Origin of the sequence: Inquilinus sp. CA228 (genome assembly GCF_052078665.1) — a bacterium.
Taxonomy (GTDB): domain Bacteria; phylum Pseudomonadota; class Alphaproteobacteria; order DSM-16000; family Inquilinaceae; genus Inquilinus.
Map to the genome: position 1 here is coordinate 1 of NZ_JBQJIK010000078.1, position 19543 is coordinate 19543.

17 protein-coding genes are annotated in these 19543 nt (G+C 70.6%); 9 read left to right on the top strand and 8 right to left on the bottom strand.

Annotation, left to right across the window (positions count from 1 at the left end; translation table 11 throughout):
- The 8 genes from ACTOWL_RS30040 to ACTOWL_RS30075 all read right to left on the bottom strand — a co-directional run.
- On the bottom strand, nucleotides 1-2429 hold a 2429-nt coding region (locus ACTOWL_RS30040), incomplete at its 3' end, for a molybdopterin oxidoreductase family protein (RefSeq protein ID WP_441324960.1).
- A complete protein-coding gene (nirD, locus tag ACTOWL_RS30045) occupies nucleotides 2422-2763 on the bottom strand; it encodes a nitrite reductase small subunit NirD (protein WP_441324961.1) in 342 nt (113 codons plus the stop codon). The genes nirD and ACTOWL_RS30040, both read right to left, overlap by 8 nt.
- Nucleotides 2760-5225: a nitrite reductase large subunit NirB gene (nirB, locus tag ACTOWL_RS30050; RefSeq protein WP_441324962.1), complete on the bottom strand. Its 2466-nt coding sequence runs from the start codon at nucleotides 5223-5225 to the stop codon at nucleotides 2760-2762. Before nirB ends, nirD begins: the two co-directional genes overlap by 4 nt.
- Nucleotides 5226-5239: 14 nt before the next feature.
- The gene (locus tag ACTOWL_RS30055; protein ID WP_441324963.1) at nucleotides 5240-6037 is read right to left on the bottom strand and encodes an ABC transporter ATP-binding protein; all 798 of its coding nucleotides are present in this window, start codon (nucleotides 6035-6037) and stop codon (nucleotides 5240-5242) included.
- 11 nt (nucleotides 6038-6048) lie between these two features.
- Nucleotides 6049-6948 carry a nitrate ABC transporter permease gene (gene ntrB / locus ACTOWL_RS30060; protein WP_441324964.1) on the bottom strand — a complete coding sequence of 300 codons (900 nt, stop codon included), beginning with the start codon at nucleotides 6946-6948 and terminating at the stop codon, nucleotides 6049-6051.
- Between the two features lie 32 nt (nucleotides 6949-6980).
- Complete coding sequence (locus tag ACTOWL_RS30065; protein WP_441324965.1) at nucleotides 6981-8294, bottom strand: CmpA/NrtA family ABC transporter substrate-binding protein; 1314 nt, start codon at nucleotides 8292-8294, stop codon at nucleotides 6981-6983.
- A gap of 15 nt (nucleotides 8295-8309) precedes the next feature.
- Nucleotides 8310-9554 carry a CmpA/NrtA family ABC transporter substrate-binding protein gene (locus ACTOWL_RS30070; protein ID WP_441324966.1) on the bottom strand — a complete coding sequence of 415 codons (1245 nt, stop codon included), beginning with the start codon at nucleotides 9552-9554 and terminating at the stop codon, nucleotides 8310-8312.
- Between the two features lie 309 nt (nucleotides 9555-9863).
- A complete protein-coding gene (locus tag ACTOWL_RS30075) occupies nucleotides 9864-10448 on the bottom strand; it encodes an ANTAR domain-containing response regulator (RefSeq protein ID WP_441324967.1) in 585 nt (194 codons plus the stop codon).
- A gap of 231 nt (nucleotides 10449-10679) precedes the next feature.
- Between ACTOWL_RS30075 and urtA the strand changes: the two genes are divergently transcribed.
- The 9 genes from urtA (at nucleotide 10680) to ureC (ending at nucleotide 19463) form a co-directional block, all read left to right on the top strand.
- Nucleotides 10680-11948 carry an urea ABC transporter substrate-binding protein gene (gene urtA, locus ACTOWL_RS30080; RefSeq protein ID WP_441325001.1) on the top strand — a complete coding sequence of 423 codons (1269 nt, stop codon included), beginning with the start codon at nucleotides 10680-10682 and terminating at the stop codon, nucleotides 11946-11948.
- A 199-nt stretch (nucleotides 11949-12147) separates the two neighbouring features.
- Nucleotides 12148-13650: an urea ABC transporter permease subunit UrtB gene (gene urtB / locus ACTOWL_RS30085; protein ID WP_441324968.1), complete on the top strand. Its 1503-nt coding sequence runs from the start codon at nucleotides 12148-12150 to the stop codon at nucleotides 13648-13650.
- Nucleotides 13647-14783 (top strand): urea ABC transporter permease subunit UrtC, encoded by a 1137-nt coding sequence (gene urtC / locus ACTOWL_RS30090; protein WP_441324969.1) that lies wholly within the window; start codon nucleotides 13647-13649, stop codon nucleotides 14781-14783. The genes urtB and urtC overlap by 4 nt, the downstream gene beginning before the upstream one ends.
- On the top strand, nucleotides 14780-15544 hold the full coding sequence (gene urtD / locus ACTOWL_RS30095; RefSeq protein WP_441324970.1) for an urea ABC transporter ATP-binding protein UrtD: 765 nt from the start codon (nucleotides 14780-14782) through the stop codon (nucleotides 15542-15544). Before urtC ends, urtD begins: the two co-directional genes overlap by 4 nt.
- 2 nt (nucleotides 15545-15546) lie before the next feature.
- A complete protein-coding gene (gene urtE, locus ACTOWL_RS30100) occupies nucleotides 15547-16242 on the top strand; it encodes an urea ABC transporter ATP-binding subunit UrtE (RefSeq protein ID WP_441324971.1) in 696 nt (231 codons plus the stop codon).
- Complete coding sequence (locus ACTOWL_RS30105; RefSeq protein WP_441324972.1) at nucleotides 16208-17086, top strand: urease accessory protein UreD; 879 nt, start codon at nucleotides 16208-16210, stop codon at nucleotides 17084-17086. Before urtE ends, ACTOWL_RS30105 begins: the two co-directional genes overlap by 35 nt.
- A gap of 22 nt (nucleotides 17087-17108) precedes the next feature.
- Nucleotides 17109-17411 (top strand): urease subunit gamma, encoded by a 303-nt coding sequence (locus ACTOWL_RS30110; protein ID WP_441324973.1) that lies wholly within the window; start codon nucleotides 17109-17111, stop codon nucleotides 17409-17411.
- A 10-nt stretch (nucleotides 17412-17421) separates the two neighbouring features.
- Entirely contained in the window at nucleotides 17422-17742 is a 321-nt protein-coding gene (locus ACTOWL_RS30115; RefSeq protein WP_441324974.1) for an urease subunit beta, read from the top strand.
- Between the two features lie 11 nt (nucleotides 17743-17753).
- Entirely contained in the window at nucleotides 17754-19463 is a 1710-nt protein-coding gene (ureC, locus tag ACTOWL_RS30120; RefSeq protein ID WP_441324975.1) for an urease subunit alpha, read from the top strand.
- The last annotated feature ends 80 nt before the right edge of the window (nucleotides 19464-19543 follow it).

Sequence of the window (19543 nt, forward strand, 5' to 3'; positions counted from 1 at the left end):
CGGTCGGCCTCGTCCAGCGCCGGCGTCTCGGCGGCGAAGCGGGCCAGCAGCCATTCCGGGTCGGGCAGCCTGCCGGGCGGGGCGACGAACAGGCATTCGGCCAGGCCGCCGGACTCCAGCGTCGCCAGGCGGAACAGGCCGCGCTTCGGATCGGCGAACTCGACCGTCTCGCGCCCCGCGCCCGGCGCCAGCAGCGACCGGCCGAGGATGATGCCGTCGGCCGGCGGCTCCGGCCCGCCCAGGGTGTAGATCTGGCAGCCGGCGGCGGCGCGCCGGGTCCAGTAGACCAGGCCGGTCGGGCGCATCCGCCGGCGCGAGACCAGGAACCCCTCCCAGCCCAGCGCCATCCGCTCGAGTGCGATCGGCGTGTGCTTCAGCTCCGGCTGGCCGGAGACCGGGTCGACCGCGGGATTGGAAAGCCGGCCGGCGACGCAGTCGGCGGTGAAGCGGTCGTTCCAATGCATCGCCAGGAAGGCCTGGCCGGGGATCTGGTCCGGCGTGATGCGGACGCGGGCCAGGGCGCGGCCCCAGCCGCTCTTCAGCCGCGCCAGGTCGCCCTCGGCCAGGCCGTGGCGGCGGGCGTCGTCCGGATGCAGCTCGACCGCAGGCTCCGGGCTGTTGGCGGCCAGGCGCGGCACCGCGCCGGTGCGGGTCATGGTGTGCCACTGGTCGCGCAACCGGCCGGTGTTCAGCAGCATCGGCCGGTCGCGGTCCGGGCGGTGGGCCGGGAGACGATGCCGCACCGGGACGAAGCGGGCGCGGCCGTCCGGCGTCGGAAAGCCGCCGTCGCCGAACAGCCGCGCCGTGCCCAGCCGCCGGCCTTCCGGAGCCGGCCACTGCACCGGCTCCAGCGCGTCATAGGCCTCCTGGTCCAGCGCCGCCAGGGCGCCGATGTCGAAGGCGCGCTCGCCGCCATTCTCGAAGGCGGAGAGCGCGGCGTGCTCGCGGAAGATCGCGGCCGGATCCTCATAGGGGAAGGACTCGGCGAAGCCCATGCGGCGGGCCACCCGGGTGACGATCCACCAGTCCGGCCGGGCCTGGCCGGGCAGGGGCCGGAAGCCGCGCTGGCGCGAGATCCGGCGCTCGGAATTGGTGACGGTGCCGTCCTTCTCGCCCCAGCCGGCGGCGGGCAGCAGCACATCGGCCAGGCGGGCGGTGTCGGTCTCGGCGGTGACGTCGGAGACGACGACCAGATCGCAGCCGCGCAGGCCGCGGCGCAGCCGCTCCGCATCCGGCGCGCTGACCGCCGGGTTGGTCGCCATGATCCACAGCGCCTTGATCCGGCCGGCGGCGACGGCGTCGAACAGCTCCACCGCCTTCAGCCCCGGCCGCTCGGCCAGGCGCGGCGCCCGCCAGAAGCGGCGCACCCGGTCGCGCGAAGCCGTGTCCTCGAAGGCCATGTGGGCCGCGAGCTGGTTGGCCAGGCCGCCGACCTCGCGCCCGCCCATGGCGTTGGGCTGGCCGGTGACCGAGAACGGCCCGGCGCCGGGCCGGCCGATCCGGCCGGTGGCGAGGTGGCAGTTGATGATGGCGTTGACCTTGTCGGTGCCCTGGGTCGACTGGTTCACGCCCTGGGAATAGATCGTCAGCGTCGCCGGGGTCTCGGCGAACCAGGAATAGAAGCGCCGCACCGCCTCCTCCGGCAGGCGGCAGCCCCGGGCCACGGCGGCGATGTCCGGGGCGTCCTCGGCCGCGGCGATGGCCGCCTCCTCGAAGCCCGAAGCATGGGCGGCGATCCAGCCGCGGTCCAGCGCGCCGGTCCGCACCAGATGGGCCAGCAGGCCGTTGAACAGCAGCACGTCGGTGCCGGGGGCGATGGCGAGGTGCAGGTCGGCCTCGTCGCAGGTGGCGGTGCGGCGCGGGTCGATCACCACGATCTTGGTGCCACGGGTCTCGCGCGCCGCCAGCAGCCGCCGGTGCAGGATCGGGTGGCACCAGGCGGCGTTGGAGCCGACATAGATCGCGAGGTCCGCCTGCTCCCAATCCTCGTAGCAGCCCGGCACCACATCCCCGCCGAAGGCGCGGCGGTGGCCGGCGACCGAGGAGGCCATGCACAGCCGGGAATTGGTGTCGATGTTGCCGGAGCCGATGAAGCCCTTCATCAGCTTGTTGGCGACGTAATAGTCCTCGGTCAGCAGCTGGCCGGAGACGTAGAAGGCGACGGAATCCGGCCCGTGCCGCTCGATCGCCTGCGCGAAGCCGCTCGCGACGCGGTCCAGCGCCTGGTCCCAGGTCGCCGTCCGTCCGCCGATCATCGGATCGAGCAGCCGCCCGTCCAGCCCCAGCGTCTCGCCCAGCGCCCCGCCCTTGGAGCACAGCCGGCCGAAATTCGCCGGGTGGATCGGGTCGCCGGCCACCCGCCCCTCCGGCGCCGCGGCGACGCCGCAGCCGACGCCGCAATAGGGGCAGGTGGTGCGGATCTCAGCCATGGGCGACCAGCTGCGGCGACGGCAGGCCGAGGCGGATGCGGCCGGCCTGCAGCTCGACCGCGATGCGGTGGACGCAGCCCTCGTCCGGCCCCTCGACCGATCCGGTCTCCAGGCTGATCACCCAGGCGTGCAGCGGGCAGGTGACGCTGGTGCCGTGCACGATGCCCTGCGACAGCGGCCCGCCCTTGTGCGGGCAGCGGTCGTAGAGCGCGAAGACCCGGTCATCGGCGGTGCGGAACAGGGCGATGTCGCCCTCCGGGCTCTTCACCACCCGGGCGCCCATCGACGGGATGTCCTCGATCCCGCCGACATCGATCCACAGCGGCATCATCATCCCACCTCGGCCAGGCTGCGGAACTCATGCGCCTCGGCGCCGGCGGCGCGTTCGGCCCAAGGGTCCTGTTGCGCGAATTGTTGGGAGTGCAGGAAGCGGGCGTGCAGCCGCCGGCGCGATTCCGCATCCTCGACCACCCGGCGCTTGACGTGGTCCAGCCCGACCCGCTCGATCCAGGGCGCGGTGCGCTCGAGATAGTGCGAGTCCTCGCGGTGCAGTTGCATGAAGGCGCCGCAATATTCCAGCACCTCGGCCTCGGTCTCGACCTTGCACAGGAAGTCGGTGCCGCGCAGCTTGATGCCGCCATTGCCGCCGACATGCAGCTCCCAGCCGCTATCGACCGCGACCACGCCGAAATCCTTGATCGTCGCCTCGGCGCAGTTCCGCGGGCAGCCGGACACCGCCATCTTGAACTTGTGCGGCGTCCAGCTGCCCCAGCTCATCCGCTCCAGCGCGATGCCCATGGCGGTCGAATCCTGGGTGCCGAAGCGGCACCATTCCGACCCGACGCAGGTCTTCACCGTGCGCAGCGCCTTGCCGTAGGCGTGGCCGGAGACCATGCCGGCGGCGTTCAGGTCGCGCCAGACGTCCGGCAGCTGCTCCTTCTTGACGCCCAGGAGGTCGATGCGCTGGCCGCCGGTCACCTTGACCGACGGGATCTCGTAGCGGTCGACCACATCGGCGATCGCCCGCAGCTCCTTGGCGCTGGTGACGCCGCCCCACATCCGCGGCACGACCGAATAGGTGCCGTCCTTCTGGATGTTGGCGTGTGCCCGCTCGTTGATGAAGCGGGACTGCTGGTCGTCGCGGTACTCGCCCGGCCAGGCGCAGATCAGGTAATAGTTCAGCGCCGGCCGGCACCTGGCGCAGCCCTGCGGCGTGCGCCAGCCCAGCTCCTGCATCACCGCCGGGATCGAGCGCAGCTCGCGCGCCAGGATCAGCCGCCGCACCTCGTCATGGCCGAAATCGGTGCAGCCGCAGACCGCCTTGACCGTCGGCCCGCCCGCATAGCCGTCGCCCAGCGTCACCGCCAGCAGGCTCTCGACCAGCCCGGTGCAGGAGCCGCAGGAGGACGAGGCCTTGGTGTGGGCCCGCACCGCGTCCAGGCTGGTCAGCCCCTTCCCGGTGATGGCCTGGACGATGGTGCCCTTGCAGACGCCGTTGCAGCCGCAGATCTCCGCCTCCGGCGGCAGGGCGGCAACGGCCTGCTTAGGGTCCGGCGCCGCACCTCCGGCGGCCGCCAGCGCCTGTCCGAAGATCAGCCCGTCGCGCAGCGGCGCCACGTCCCGGCCTTCGCGCAGCATCTGGAAGAACCAGGCGCCGTCGGCGGTGTCGCCGTACAAGACGGCGCCGGCGATGCGGTTGCCCTTCAGCACCAGCCGCTTGTAGACGCCGCGGGCGGCGTCGCGGAACACGATGTCCTCGCAATCCTCGCCGCCCTGGAAGTCGCCGGCCGAGAACACGTCGATGCCGGTGACCTTGAGCTTGGTCGAGGTGACCGAGCCGCGATACTCGCTCTCCACCGTGCCGGCCAGCTGGTCGGCGCAGATCCGGGCCATCTCGTACAGCGGTGCCACCAGGCCGTAGGTCCGGCCCTGGTGCTGGACGCATTCGCCGACCGCCAGGATGCAGGGGTCGGAGGTGGTCATCCGGTCGTCGACCACGACGCCGCGCTCGACCAGCAGGCCGGCCTCGCGGGCCAGCGCGGTGGCCGGGCGGATGCCCACCGCCATCACCACGATGTCGGCCGGGATCACCCGCCCGTCCCTCAGCCGCACCGCCTCGACCTTGCCGTCGCCTTCGATCGCGGCGGTGTCGGCCTCGGTCAGCACGGTCAGGCCGCGCCGCTCCAGCTCGCGCTTCAGCAGCCAGGCGGCGGCGGGGTCGAGCTGCCGCTCCATCAGCACCGGCATCAGGTGCAGGACCGTGACTTCCATGCCGTTGGCGCGCAGGCCGTTGGCGGCCTCCAGGCCCAGCAGGCCGCCGCCGATCACCACGGCGCGGCTGCGGCCCTCGCGTGCCGCCGCCAGCATCGCCTCGACATCGGCGATGTCGCGGAAGGTGACGACGCCGGGCAGGGTGTGCCCCGGCACCGGGATCACGATCGGGTCGGACCCGGTGGCCAGCAGCAGCCGGTCGTAGCGGCAGCGGCTGCCGTCGGCGCCGACCACCTCGCGCGCCTCGCGGTCGATCGCCGCCACCCGCACCCCGGCGCGCAGCTCGATGCCGTTGGCGTCGTACCAAGCCTGGTCGTTGATGACGATGTCGTCGAACCGCTTCTCGCCTGCCAGCACGGGCGACAGCATGATGCGATTGTAGTTCACCTGCGGCTCGGCGCCGAACACGGTGACGGCGTAGCGGCCGGGCGCGCGGGCCAGCAGCTCCTCGACCGCCCGCATCCCGGCCATGCCGTTGCCGACCACCACCAGCCGCTCCTGCGGCCCCCAGCTTCCCTCGGGCATGGTTCCCTCCCCCCTCAGGCGGCCGCGGTGGTGAAGCGCTGGCGCTCGTACAGGAAGCGCAGCACCTGCACCCGGTACGCGGCATAGGTCGGATCGTCGGCCAGCGCCAGGCGGCGGCGCGGCCGCTCCAGCGGGATCTCCAGCACCTCGCCGATGGTGGCGCCGGGGCCGTTGGTCATCATCACGATGCGGTCGGACAGCAGCACTGCCTCGTCGACGTCATGGGTGATCATCAGCACCGTGTTGCCGAGCGCGGCGTGGATCTCCATCACCGAATCCTGCAGATGCGCCCGGGTCAGGGCGTCGAGCGCGCCGAAGGGCTCGTCCATCAGCAGGATCTTGGGCTGCATCGCCAGCGCCCGGGCGATGCCGACGCGCTGCTTCATGCCGCCGGAGATCTCGCCCGGCCGCTTGTCCTTGGCGTGGGCCATGTGGACCAGGGCCAGGTTGTGCATCACCCAGTCGTGCCGCTCGGCGGCGCTCTTGGCTCGGCCGAACACCTTGTCGACGGCGATCCGGACATTGCCGTAGACGGTCAGCCAGGGCAGCAGCGAATGGTTCTGGAACACGATGGCGCGGTCGGGGCCCGGGCTGTCGACCACCTGGCCGTCCAGCAGCACCTCGCCGGTGGTGGAGCGGATCAGGCCGCCGACGATGTTCAGCAGGGTCGACTTGCCGCAGCCGGAATGGCCGATGATCGACACGAACTCGCCCTGGGCGATGCCGAGGTTGACGTCGACCAGCACCTCGCTGACCGCGCTGCCGCGGGTGAAGCGCATGCCGACCTGCTCGATCGAGAGATAGCTGTCCATGGGGCGTCTCCTCAGGCCACGGTGCCGCGGGCGACGAGCGCGCCGGCGAAGCCGATGAGGCGGTCGAGGACGAAGCCGACCAGCCCGACATAGACCAGCGCCACGATGATGTCGCTGATGCGCGAGCTGTTCCACGCGTCCCAGATGAAGAAGCCGATGCCGACGCCGCCGATCAGCATCTCGGCGGCGATGATCGCCAGCCAGGACAGGCCGATGCCGATGCGCAGGCCGGTGAAGATGTAGGGCACCGTGGCCGGCAGGGTGATCTTGGTGAACACCTCCCAGGGCGACAGGCGCAGCACCCGGGCGACGTTGCGGTAGTCCTGCGGGATGTTGCGCACCCCGACCGCGGTGTTGATCACGATCGGCCAGATCGAGGTGATGAAGATGACGAAGATCGCCGAAGGCTCGGCCTGCTGGAACCCGGCCAGCGAGATCGGCAGCCAGGCCAGCGGCGGGATGGTGCGCAGCACCTGGAAGATCGGGTCCAGCCCGCGCATGGCCCAGACGCTCTGGCCGATCAGCACGCCGAGCGCGACCCCGACCACGGCGGCCAGGGCGAAGCCGATCGCCACCCGCGACAGGCTGGTGGCGATCTGCCAGAAGGCGCCCTTGTCGACCCCGCCATTGTCGTAGAACGGGTCGATGATGAAGTCCCAGGTGTCGTCCAGCACCTTGAGCGGCGACGGCAGGTTCGAGGTCGGGCTGGAGCACAGCAGCTGCCAGGCGACCAGCAGCAGCGCCAGCACGATCAGCGGCGGGACCACCCGGGCGGCGACCTCGGCGGCGAGGCGGGACAGGACGGGGCCGAACGGCGGCCGCGCCACCGGCAGGGACAGGACCCGCCCGACAGGCTTGGGCTTGGGAGCAGGGGCGGGGGCTTCGGATAGGATCTGGGCTGACTGAGGCACGAGGCTGGCTCCGGCTGGCTGTCGTCGGGGCGTCAGGCGACGGTCTTGATGGCGAGGCTGGCGAGGTAGGCGTCGGGCGCGTCGGGGTCGAAGACCTTGCCGTCGAAGAAGGTCTCCTTGCCGCGCGAGGTGCCGGCCGGGATCTCCGCCGCCGGCACGCCGATCGTCTGCGCGGCCTGGCGCCAGAGGTCCTCGCGGTTGACCTTGGCGATCAGCCCCTTGAGGTCGACATCGGGGGCGATGTAGCCCCAGCGCCGGTCCTCGGTCAGGAACCACAGCTCGTGGCTCTGGAACGGGTAGGACGCGAAGTCCTGCCAGAACTTCATCAAGAGCGGGCTGTTCTCGACCTTGCGGCCGTCGCCGTAGTCGATGGTGCCGAGCGAGCGCGGCAGGATGTCGGCCGGGGGCACGTTGAACCACGCCCTGCGGCCGATGATCTGGGCCATCTCCTCCTTGTTCTCCGGCTTCTCGGCCCAGCGCTGTGCTTCCAGCACCGCCTGCAGCAGCGCCGCCGCCGCCTTCGGATGGGCGTCGATCCAGTCGGCTCGCATGGCGAAGGTCTTTTCCGGATGGTCCTTCCAGATCTCGCCGGTGGTGCAGGCGGAATAGCCGATGCCCTGGTGCACCAGCTGGTCGCCCCAGGGCTCGCCGACGCAGAAGGCCTGCATGTTGCCGACCTTCATGTTGGCGACCATCTGCGGCGGCGGCACCACGATGGTGCTGACCTCCTTGTTCGGGTCGATGCCGGCGGCGGCCAGCCAGTAGCGCATCCACAGATCGTGCGTGCCGCCGGGGAAGGTGACGGCGCATTTCACCTCCTGCCCCTTGGCCTTCATGTCGGCGAAGGCGGCCTTCAGCGGCCTGGCGTCGACCGTGGCGCCGGTCGGCATCAGCTCCTTGGCCACCGAGATCGCCTGGCCGTTGGTGTTCAGCCGGCACAGGATCTGCATCGGCAGGGGCTGGTTCCCGGCGGTGATGGTGCCGAGGGTCAGCAGGTAGGGCATCGGCGTCAGGATATGAGCGCCGTCGATGCCGCCGCCGGCCGAGCCCAGCACCAGGTTGTCGCGGGTGGTGCCCCAGGAGGCCTGCTTGGCGACCGTGACCTCGGTCAGCCCGACCTGGTCGAACAGCCCCTTCTCCTTGGCGATGATCAGCGGGGCGGAATCGGTCAGGGCGATGAAGCCCAGCGTCGCCTTGGTCGTCTCCGGCCCCGCTCCCTGGGCGAAGGCGCCGGCGGGGAAGGCGGCGCGGAGCGCGGCGATGGTCGCCGCGGCGCCGGTCAGCCTTGCGGTGCCCTGCAGCAGGCTGCGGCGGGTGAGGGTGGTGGTGCGGTCGCGTCCGGTCATGAAAGCCCCCTTCGATCAGCCGCGTTGCGTCGCGGCGGTTGCGGTGCCGCCGGCGGCGAGGCCGGCGGTGTCCAGTGCGGCGGGATCGAAGATCCGGCCGTCGCAGAAGCGGTCGGCGCCCAGCGCCACGTCGCCGGCCGGGTCGGCCAGCACCCAGGGGCCGTCATGCAGCCCCTCGGCTTTGCTGTCGGCGGCGGGGGCCGGGTAGCCGAGGTCCCAGGCGGCCTCGCGGTAGAGATCCGGCCGGTACACCGCGGCGGACGCGGCGGCGATGTCGACGCTGTCCGGCAGCTCGCCCCAGCGCCGCTGCTGCGCCAGGAACCAGGCGGCGTGGGACAGCCAGGGCAGGCCGGCGGCGCGGCGGTGATAGACCGGGCCACGGGCCGGCAGCCCGTCGACCAGCAGCTCGCCCGGCCGGCCGATCAGCGCCGCGGCGATCGAGGCGGCCGGGGCGTTCAGCACCTCCGGCGCCGCCAGCATCGCCACCGCCTCGGGCCGATGCTGTGGCCGGTCCAGCCAGGCGGCGGCGCGGATCAGGGCGCGCAGCAGGGCGCGATGGGCATCCGGCCGGGCCTCGGCCCAGGCGCGGGTGACGGCGAAGACCTTCTCCGGCGCGTTGTTCCAGATCTGCCAGCCGGTGGTGGCCATGACGCCGACCCCCTGGTCGACCGCGACATCGCCCCAGGGCGCGCCGACGCAGAAGCCGTCGACCCGCTCGGCCGACAGATGCGCCACCATCTGCGGCGGCGGCACCACCACGATGCGCACGTCGCGCCGCGGGTCGACCCCGCCGGCCGCCAGCCAGTAGCGCAGCTGGTCGTGATGGCTCGACACCGGGAAGACGATGGCGAAGACCGGGGCCGGGACCCCGGCCTTGCGGCGGGCGGCGGCGACGGCCGCGATCGCCGTGGCCGACCCGGCGGCTGCGCCTTCCGGATCCGCCGCCGCCACCTCCGCCGCCAGGGCATTCGAGACGGTGACGGCGTTGCCGTTCAGGTTCAGCGACAGGCCGACCAGCATCGGCGTCTTCGGGCCGCTCAGCCCCAGCGTGATCGCCAGCGGCAGCGGCGCCAGCATATGGGCGCCGTCGAGGAGGCCGCAGACCAGCTTGTCGCGCAGGCTGGCCCAGCTGCTCTGGCGCGACAGCCGGACCGACAGCCCCTCCTCGCGGAAGAAGCCCTTCCGCTCCGCCACGATCAGGGGGGCGCAGTCGGCCAGCGGCACGAAGCCGAGGGTCAGATCTGTGCGGTGGTCCGTCATCAGCCGCTCCAAAACGAAAAGGCGTCCGAGAGCCTGCGGAAGATCCGCAACCCTCGGACGCCCTTGCCCGGTTCAGACGGCCCGTCATGGACCGCCTAGAATATCGTCAGACGGACGCCATTGCCCGTCGTCACCAAAGGAATACGCAAGTCGCGTGCCAATTGCCCCGTAGCGCTCTTCCGAGAGCGAAGATCGAGTGCCACGGCCCGATTCAGGGACTGGAAGCAGGTGGCGTGGGCACGCTGCGTTGCGGTATGATTCTGCTCCGCTGTTGTGCAACGCACAAAAAAGCGGCGAAAGCGGGAGAGCCTAAATCTTGGTCAGCAGCTCGCTGATGCTGATCACCTGCTCTGCGATCTCGGCCAGTGGCTTGCCGCGGTCCATCGCCAGCTTGCGCAGGGCCTTGTAGGCCTCGTCCTCCGCCATGCCGCGCTGCTGCATCAGGATGCCCTTGGCGCGCTCGATGCGCTTGCGTTCGGCCAGGGTGGCACGGGTCTTCTCCAGCTCGTCGCGCATCGCCTGGAAGGCCTGGAACCGGGCGATCGCGGCCTCCAGCACCGGCTTCACCCGGTGCGGGCTGAGGCCGTCGACGACATAGGCGCTGACCCCGGCGCGGATCGCCTCGCCGATCGCGGCATCGTCGCTCTGGTCGACGAACATCACGATCGGCTTCGGCCGCTCGCGGCTGACGCTGCGCATGTGCTCCAGCGCGTCGCGGTTCGGGGCGTCGAGGTCGACGATGATCACGTCCGGCTCGATCTCGCGCACCCGGGCCAGCAGGTTCTCGGTGCCGCTGGCGGTGGTGACCACGCCGTGGCCGGCCGCGGTCAGCGCCGCCTCGACCACGCGGCACCGCTCGGCGTTCTCATCGACCAGAAGGATACGCAGGACCATTCGCGGGGCACAGGGGGCAACGGGACCGATCTCCCGTCCCAGCAAGTTCCGGACCACAGTGGGACCGGGCGGCTGCGCAGGGAATGGGCAGGCGAGTCCTCTGCCGCCCTCTTGGGCACAGGCCGGCGGCGGAGTTCCGCCACTGGCCTGGAACTTGCTTTTCAACCGGGGATGCGGACGCAAACAAGAGAGTTCAGGGAGCTCACAATGGCATTGTCGCAGAAACATTGGATGATCGGCGCCGCGCTGGCGGTGGCCATGGGGCTGGGCTTCACCAGCGCCGCCCGGGCCGAGGACACCATCAAGGTCGGCATCCTGCATTCCCTGTCCGGCACCATGGCGATCAGCGAGACCACGCTGAAGGACGTCATGCTGATGCTGATCGACGAGCAGAACAAGAAGGGCGGGCTGCTCGGCAAGAAGCTGGAGGCGGTCGTGGTCGACCCGGCGTCGGACTGGCCGCTCTTCGCGGAGAAGGCGCGGCAGCTGATCTCGGTCGACAAGGTCGCGGCCACCTTCGGCTGCTGGACCTCGGTGTCGCGCAAATCGGTGCTGCCGGTGTTCGAGGAGCTCGACGGCATCCTGTTCTACCCGGTGCAGTACGAGGGCGAGGAGAGCTCGCGCAACATCTTCTACACCGGCGCTGCGCCGAACCAGCAGGCGATCCCGGCGGTCGACTACCTGATGAACGAGGAGGGGGTGCAGCGCTGGGTGCTGGAAGGCACCGACTACGTCTATCCGCGCACCACCAACAAGATCCTCGAGGCCTATCTCAAGGCCAAGGGCGTGGCGCCCGAGGACATCAGCGTCAACTACACGCCGTTCGGCTTCTCCGACTGGCAGACCGAGGTCGGCAAGATCAAGGCCTTCGGCTCGGCCGGCAAGAAGACCGCCGTGGTCTCGACCGTCAACGGCGACGCCAACGTGCCGTTCTACAAGGAGCTGGGGAACCAGGGCATCAAGGCGACCGACATTCCGGTCGTGGCCTTCTCGGTCGGCGAGGAGGAACTGGCCGGGCTCGACACCGGCCCGCTGGTCGGCCATCTGGCCGCGTGGAACTACTTCCAGAGCATCGACACGCCGGAGAACAAGGACTTCATCGCCAAGTGGCACGCCTTCATCAAGAACGACAAGCGCACCACCAATGACCCGATGGAGGCGCATTACATCGGCTTCAACATGTGGGTGAAGGCGGTCGAGAAGGCGGGCACCACCGATCCCGACAAGGTGATCGACGCGATGGTCGGCGTCGCCGTGCCGAACCTGACCGGCGGCATCGCCACGATGATGCCGAACCACCACATCACCAAGCCGGTGCTGATCGGCGAGATCCAGGCCGACGGCCAGATCCAGACGGTGTCGGAGACCCCCGAGGTCGTCGGCGACGAGTGGTCGGACTATCTCGAAGGCTCGAAGGATCTGATCGCCGATTGGCGCAAGCCGCTGGCCTGCGGGAACTTCAACGTCAAGACCGGCAAGTGCGGCGGGTCGGGATCGTGATCCGGCGTCCGGTCGCGGGATGGCGATGATCGATCGTCGGAAATTCGTAGGTTGGGTTCGCGGCAAGCGAACCCAACACGGCGACCGGTGCTTGCCGCGGGATGTTGGGTTCGCGTCCGCGAACCCAACCTACGCGCTGCTCATTCTCGCCCTCCTCATCCTGCTCCCGCTCTCCGCCCGGGCCGAGATTCCGGCCGAGGTGCTGGGGCGGTTCGCTTCGACCAATTACGACGACATCGCCGCCGGGGTGGACGGGGTTGCCGCCTCGGGCGATGCGCAGGCGCCGGCGATCCTGGAGGCGCTGGCGGCCGGACGGCTGATCGCGGCACCCGGCGCCGTCGCGATCAAGACCGAGGCCGGCGGCTTCGTCGATGCCGCCACCGGGGCCGCGCTCACCGAGGCTCCGGCCGGGGGCAAGCCGATCCGGGTCAACAACAGGGTGCGGCGGGCGATCGACGCGGCGATGGGGTCGCTGACCCTGCTGGCGCCCGACCCGGCCAAGCGGCTCGACGCCGCGGCCGCGGTGTTCAAGTCGCGCGACGACAAGGCGCTGCCCGCCCTGGAGGCGGCCCTGGCGCGCGAGACCGATTCGGCTGTGAAGCAGGCCTTCCTCGAGGCGCGCGCCGCCATCATCCTGGCCAAGGGCGGCAGCGACGACGCGATCCTGCCGGCGATCGAGACCGTCGCCGCCCGTGGCGACCAGGAGGCGCGGGCGCTGCTGTCCGGCATCCCGAACCCGTCCCCCGCCGTCGCCGCCGCGGTCGCGGCCGCGATCGGCCACATCGACACCCGGCTTATGATCTGGAACGGAGTGCAGAGCCTGTATTACGGGCTCAGCCTCGGCTCGGTGCTGCTGATCGCCGCCATCGGCCTCGCCATCACCTTCGGCGTGATGGGCGTGATCAACATGGCGCATGGCGAGATCGTCATGCTCGGCGCCTACACCACCTTCCTGGTGCAGGAGGCGTTCCGCACCTATGCGCCGAACCTGTTCGACTATTCCCTGGCGGTGGCGCTGCCGCTGGCCTTCCTGGTCGCGGGGCTGGCCGGTGTCGCCATCGAGCGCACCATCATCCGCTTCCTTTACGGCCGGCCGCTGGAGACGCTGCTGGCCACCTTCGGCCTGTCGCTGATCCTGCAGCAGGCGGTGCGCACCGTCTTCGGCCCGTCGAACCGCGAGGTCGGCAACCCGGCCTGGATGTCCGGCGCCTTCGATCTCGGCGGCCTGAACCTGACCTGGAACCGGCTCTGGATCATCGTCTTTGCGCTGCTGGTCTTCGCCGCGCTGATGCTGGTGCTGCGCTACACCGCGCTGGGCCTGCAGATGCGGGCGGTGACGCAGAACCGGCGCATGGCCGCGGCGATGGGCATCCGCACCGGCCGGGTCGACATGCTGACCTTCGGCATCGGCTCCGGCGTCGCCGGCATCGCCGGGGTGGCGCTCAGCCAGATCGACAATGTCAGCCCCAATCTCGGCCAGGGCTACATCATCGACAGCTTCATGGTCGTGGTGTTCGGCGGCGTCGGCAACCTGTGGGGCACGCTGGTGGGCGCGCTGACGCTCGGTGTCGCCAACAAGCTGCTGGAGCCCTTCGCCGGCGCCGTGCTGGGCAAGATCGCCATCCTGGTCGGGATCATCCTGTTCATTCAGCGCAAGCCGCGCGGGCTGTTCCCGCTGAAGGGACGGGCGGTGGAATCATGATCACGGCCCGTCTCCTCCGCGCCTCCGGCGGCCCGGCCTTCGCCCTCGGCCTCGTCGCCGTGGCGGTGCTGGTGCTGCTGGCCAACCTGGCGCTGCCGCCGGAGTCGCCGTTCTACGTGCCCGGCTATGCCGTCAGCCTGATGGGCAAGTATCTGTGCTACGCGCTGCTGGCGCTGGCGATCGACCTGGTCTGGGGCTATGTCGGCATCCTCAGCCTGGGCCACGGCGCCTTCTTCGCCCTCGGCGGCTACGCCATGGGCATGTATCTGATGCGCCAGATCGGCCCGCGCGGCACCTATGGCAACCCGGTGCTGCCGGACTTCATGGTGTTCCTGAACTGGCCGCAGCTGCCCTGGTACTGGCTCGGCTTCGACCAGTTCTGGTTCGCGGCGCTGATTGTGCTGCTGGTGCCGGGCGCGCTGGCCTTCGTGTTCGGCTGGTTCGCCTTCCGCAGCCGCGTCTCCGGCGTCTATCTGTCGATCATCACCCAGGCGATGACCTATGCCCTGCTGCTGGCCTTCTTCCGCAACGACATGGGCTTCGGCGGCAACAACGGCCTGACCGACTTCAAGGACTTGCTCGGCTTCAGCCTGCAGGCGGATGCGACCCGCGCCGGGCTGTTCCTGGCCAGCGCCGTCGCCCTGGCCGCCGCCTTCCTGATGTGCCGGGCGATCACCCGGTCGCGCTTCGGCAAAGTGATGATCGCGATCCGCGACGCCGAAAGCCGCACCCGCTTCCTCGGCTACCGGGTCGAATCCTACAAGCTGGTGGTGTTCACCCTGTCGGCGATGATGGCCGGCGTGGCCGGGGCCCTCTACGTGCCGCAGGTCGGCATCATCAACCCGGGCGAATTCGCCCCGGCCAATTCGATCGAGGCGGTGATCTGGGTCGCGGTCGGCGGCCGCGGCACGCTGATCGGGCCGATCATCGGTGCCGTCACGGTCAATCTCGGCAAGACCGTCTTCACCAACCTGCTGCCCGAGTTCTGGCTGTTCGCCCTGGGCGGGCTGTTCATCCTGGTGACGCTGGTGCTGCCCAAGGGCATCGTCGGCGCGGTTCAGGCGGCCTTCCGGTCCTGGCGAGCCCGCCCCACCCGCCGCGCGGCTGAGGTGGCGACGGAGTCGCCGCGATGACCGCGCTGGATACACAGGCCGCCACCCAGGCGCTGCTCTATCTCGACGGCGTTACCGTCACCTTCAGCGGCTTCCGGGCGCTCAACGCCCTGTCGCTGGTGATCGAGCCGGGCGAGATGCGGGCGATCATCGGCCCGAACGGGGCCGGCAAGACCACGATGATGGATGTCATCACCGGCAAGACCCGGCCGGACCAGGGCGAGGCGCTGTTCCGCGGCACCTACGACCTGACCCGGCTGGACGAGACGGCGATCGCGGGCCTCGGCATCGGACGCAAGTTCCAGAAGCCGACGGTGTTCGACAGTCACACGGTCGGGGACAACCTCCTCCTCGCCCTGGCCGGCCCGCGATCGCCGACCAACCTGCTGTTCGGCCGGCCGCGCGCCGACACGGCGGAGCGGATCGACGAGATCCTGGAAACGACCAAGCTGACGGCGCATCGCGACCGGCTGGCCGGGGCGCTGTCGCACGGCCAGAAGCAGTGGCTGGAGATCGGCATGCTGCTGGCGCAGGAGCCGGCGCTGTTGCTGGTGGACGAGCCGGTGGCCGGCATGACCGACGCCGAGACCGAGGAGACGGCGATCCTGCTGCGCGAGATCAACAAGACCCGGTCGGTGGTGGTGGTGGAGCACGACATGCATTTCGTCCGCGCCCTCGACGTCAAGGTGACGGTGCTGCATGAAGGCTCGGTGCTGGCCGAAGGCCCGCTCGACGCGGTCAGCGCCGATCCGCGCGTCATCGACGTCTATCTGGGGCGCTGAGCATGCTCGCCGTCGAAGGCATCGATCTGTTCTACGGCGCCGCCCAGGCACTGCGACGGGTCTCGCTCGGCGTCGGCAAGGGCGAGGTGACCTGCCTGCTCGGCCGCAACGGTGTCGGCAAGACCAGCACGCTGCGCGCCATCGTCGGCCAGCAGCCGGTGGCGGCCGGCAAGGTCCTGTGGGAAGGCGAGGACATCACCCGGCTGCCGACGGCGGAGCGGGCTCGGCGCGGCATCGCCTTCGTGCCGCAGGGGCGCGAGATCTTCCCGCTGCTGACGGTGAAGGAGAATCTGGAGACCGGCTTCGCCGTGCTGCCGCGGCGCGAGCGACGGGTGCCGGAGGAGATCTTCGAGCTGTTCCCGGTGCTGAAGTCGATGCTGGGCCGGCGCGGCGGTGACCTGTCGGGCGGGCAGCAGCAGCAGCTGGCCATCGGCCGGGCGCTGGTGACCCGGCCGCGCCTCTTGATCCTGGACGAGCCGACCGAGGGCATCCAGCCCTCGATCATCAAGGACATCGGCCGCGTCATCGCGATGTTGCGCGACCGCGGCACCATGGCGATCCTGCTGGTCGAGCAGTATTTCGATTTCGCCCATGCTCTGGGCCAGCGCCTCGTCGTGCTGGATCGCGGCGAGGTGGTGGTGGACGGGGACAAGACCGCGCTCGATGAAGACAGCGTCCGTCGTCACCTTACGGTCTGAGCCGCCGGCCCTCGCGGAGCCGACGGTCCTGCCCGTGCCGCTGGCGCGCGCCCGCGGCCGGCTCGACCTCGGCTTCAAGCGGCGCGGGGCCGAGACCGTGCTCGACGCCCTGTTCCAGGAAGGCTGCGCCAAGGCGCGCTTCCCGCGCCGCGAGGCCGGGGCCTTCGCCGGCGCCGTGCTGCTGAACACGGCGGGCGGGCTGACCGGCGGCGACCGGCTGAGCCAGGCCATCCGCTGGGGCGAGGGCACGGCGGCGACCGTGGCGGGCCAGGCGGCGGAGCGGATCTACCGCTCGCTCGGCGATGCGGCGCGGATCGAGACCCGGCTGGCGGTCGAGCCCGGCGCCACGGCGGAATGGCTGCCGCAGGAGACCATCCTGTTCGACCGCGCCCGGCTCGACCGCGACCTGCAGGTCGAGCTGCGTGGCGATGCGCGCTTCCTCGGGGTCGAGGCGATCGTGTTCGGCCGCGCGGCGATGGGCGAGGTGGTGCGGCACGGCGTCCTGCGCGATGCTTGGCGCATCCGGCGCGACGGCCGGCTGGTCTACGCCGATGCGCTGGCGGTGGACGGCGACCCGGCGGCGGCGCTGGACCGGCCGGGCCTCGGCCGCGGCGCCCGGGCGGTGGCGACGCTGCTCTTCGCCGCGCCTGATGCGCAGGCGTTGATCGACCCGTTGCGCGCAGCGCTGGCCGGGGCGCAGGGCCTTGCCGGCGCCAGCGCCTGGAACGGGCTGCTGGTTGCCCGCTTCGCCGCACCGGATGGTGCCGTGCTGCGGCGCGATTTGATCTCGGCGCTCGGAATCCTGCGGGCCGGACGCCCGCTGCCGCGCGTCTGGCAATGTTGAAGACGCACTGGGAGGAGTCTCCGTGAACCTGACCCCGCGGGAGAAGGACAAGCTGCTGATCGCCATGGCCGCGATGGTGGCGCGCCGGCGGCTGGAGCGCGGCGTGAAGCTGAACTATCCGGAGGCGGTGGCGCTGATCTCCGACTTCGTCACCGAAGGCGCCCGTGACGGCCGCTCGGTGGCCGCGCTGATGGCGGCGGGCGCGTCGGTGCTGACCCGCGACCAGGTGATGGAGGGCGTGGCCGAGATGATCCACGACGTCCAGGTCGAGGCCACCTTCCCCGACGGCACCAAGCTGGTGACCGTCCATGAGCCGATCAGGTGAGGAGGGGCGCATGATCCCGGGCGAACTCATTCCGGCGCAGGGCACGATCGAGCTGAACGCCGGGCGCGACAGCATCGTCCTGACCGTGGCCAACACCGGCGACCGGCCGGTCCAGGTCGGCAGCCACTACCACTTCTTCGAGACCAACCCCGCCCTGTCCTTCGATCGGGCGGCGGCGCGAGGGCGGCGGCTGGATATCCCGGCCGGCACCGCGGTGCGGTTCGAGCCGGGGCAGAGCCGCGAGGTGCGCCTGGTCGCCCTGGCCGGCGCCCGGGTCGCGACCGGCTTCCGCCAGGCGGTCATGGGGCCGCTCGATCCGGTCCAGGGCTGAGGAGGCCGAGAATGCCCGTTTCCATCTCCCGCGCCGCCTATGCCCACATGTTCGGGCCGACCACCGGCGACCGGCTGCGCCTGGCCGACACCGAGCTGTTCATCGAGATCGAGCGCGACCACACGATCTATGGCGAGGAGGTCAAGTTCGGCGGCGGCAAGGTGATCCGCGACGGCATGGGGCAGAGCCAGGTCACGCGGGCCCAAGGCGCCGCCGACACGGTGATCACCAACGCCGTGATCCTCGACCACTGGGGTATCGTGAAGGCCGATGTGGCGATCCGCGACGGCCGCATCGCCGCCATCGGCAAGGCCGGCAACCCGGACATCCAGCCGGGCGTCGACATCGTCATCGGCCCGGGCACCGAGATCATTGCCGGCGAAGGCAAGATCCTGACCGCCGGCGGCATCGACTGCCACATCCACTTCATCTGCCCGCAGCAGGTGGAGGAGGCGATCGCCAGCGGCGTCACCACCCTGGTCGGCGGCGGCACCGGCCCATCGACCGGCACCAAGGCCACCACCTGCACCCCCGGCCCCTGGCACATCGCCCGCATGCTGCAGGCGGCGGAGGGGCTGCCGGTCAACATCGCCATCTCCGGCAAGGGCAATGCCAGCCGGCCGGACGCGCTGATCGAGCAGATCCGTGCCGGCGCCTCCTCGCTCAAGCTGCACGAGGACTGGGGCACCACCCCGGCCGCGATCGACTGCTGCCTCGGCGTCGCCGACGCGATGGACATCCAGGTGATGATCCACACCGACACGCTGAACGAGAGCGGCTTCGTCGAGGACACCATCGCCGCCTTCAAGGGCCGCACCATCCACGCCTTCCACACCGAAGGCGCCGGCGGCGGCCACGCACCGGACATCATCCGGGTGGCAGGGCTGGCCAACGTCATCCCGTCCTCGACCAACCCGACCCGGCCCTTCACCGTCAACACGCTCGACGAGCATCTCGACATGCTGATGGTGTGCCATCACCTCGATGCCGGGATCCCGGAGGACGTGGCCTTCGCCGAAAGCCGGATCCGGCGCGAGACGATCGCGGCCGAGGACATCCTGCACGACCTCGGCGCGTTCTCGATCATCTCCTCCGACAGCCAGGCGATGGGGCGGATCGGCGAGGTGATCCTGCGCACCTGGCAGACCGCGCACAAGATGAAGGTCCAGCGCGGCCGGCTGGCGCAGGAGACCGGCGAGAACGACAACGTCCGGGTCAAGCGCTACGTCGCCAAATACACCATCAACCCGGCGATCGTGCAGGGCCTGTCGCGCCATGTCGGGTCGGTGGAGGTGGGCAAGCTGGCCGACTTGGTGCTGTGGGACCCGGCCTTCTTCGGGGTGAAGCCGGAGCTGGTGCTGAAGGCCGGCACCATCTCGATGGCGCTGATGGGCGACCCCAACGCCTCGATCCCGACGCCGCAGCCGGTGCATTACCGCCCGATGTTCGGCGGCTTCGGCCGGGCGATGCAGGCCTCGGCCATCACCTTTGTGTCGAAGGCGGCGCTGGAAGACGGCATCGGCGAGCGGCTGGGCCTGGCCCGCCAGGTGGTGGCGGTCGAAGGCACGCGCGGCATCGGCAAGGCCGACATGATCCACAATTCGGCGACCCCGGCGATCGAGGTCGACCCCGAGACCTACGAGGTGCGCGCCGATGGCGAGCTCCTGACCTGCGAACCGGCCTCGGTGCTGCCGCTGGCGCAGCGGTACTTTTTGTTCTGAGATGGCTGTGACCTTAATCGAGACCGAGCCCACCCCCTCCCCCGAAACCGCTCCGCGGTTTCGACCTCTCCCCAAGGAGA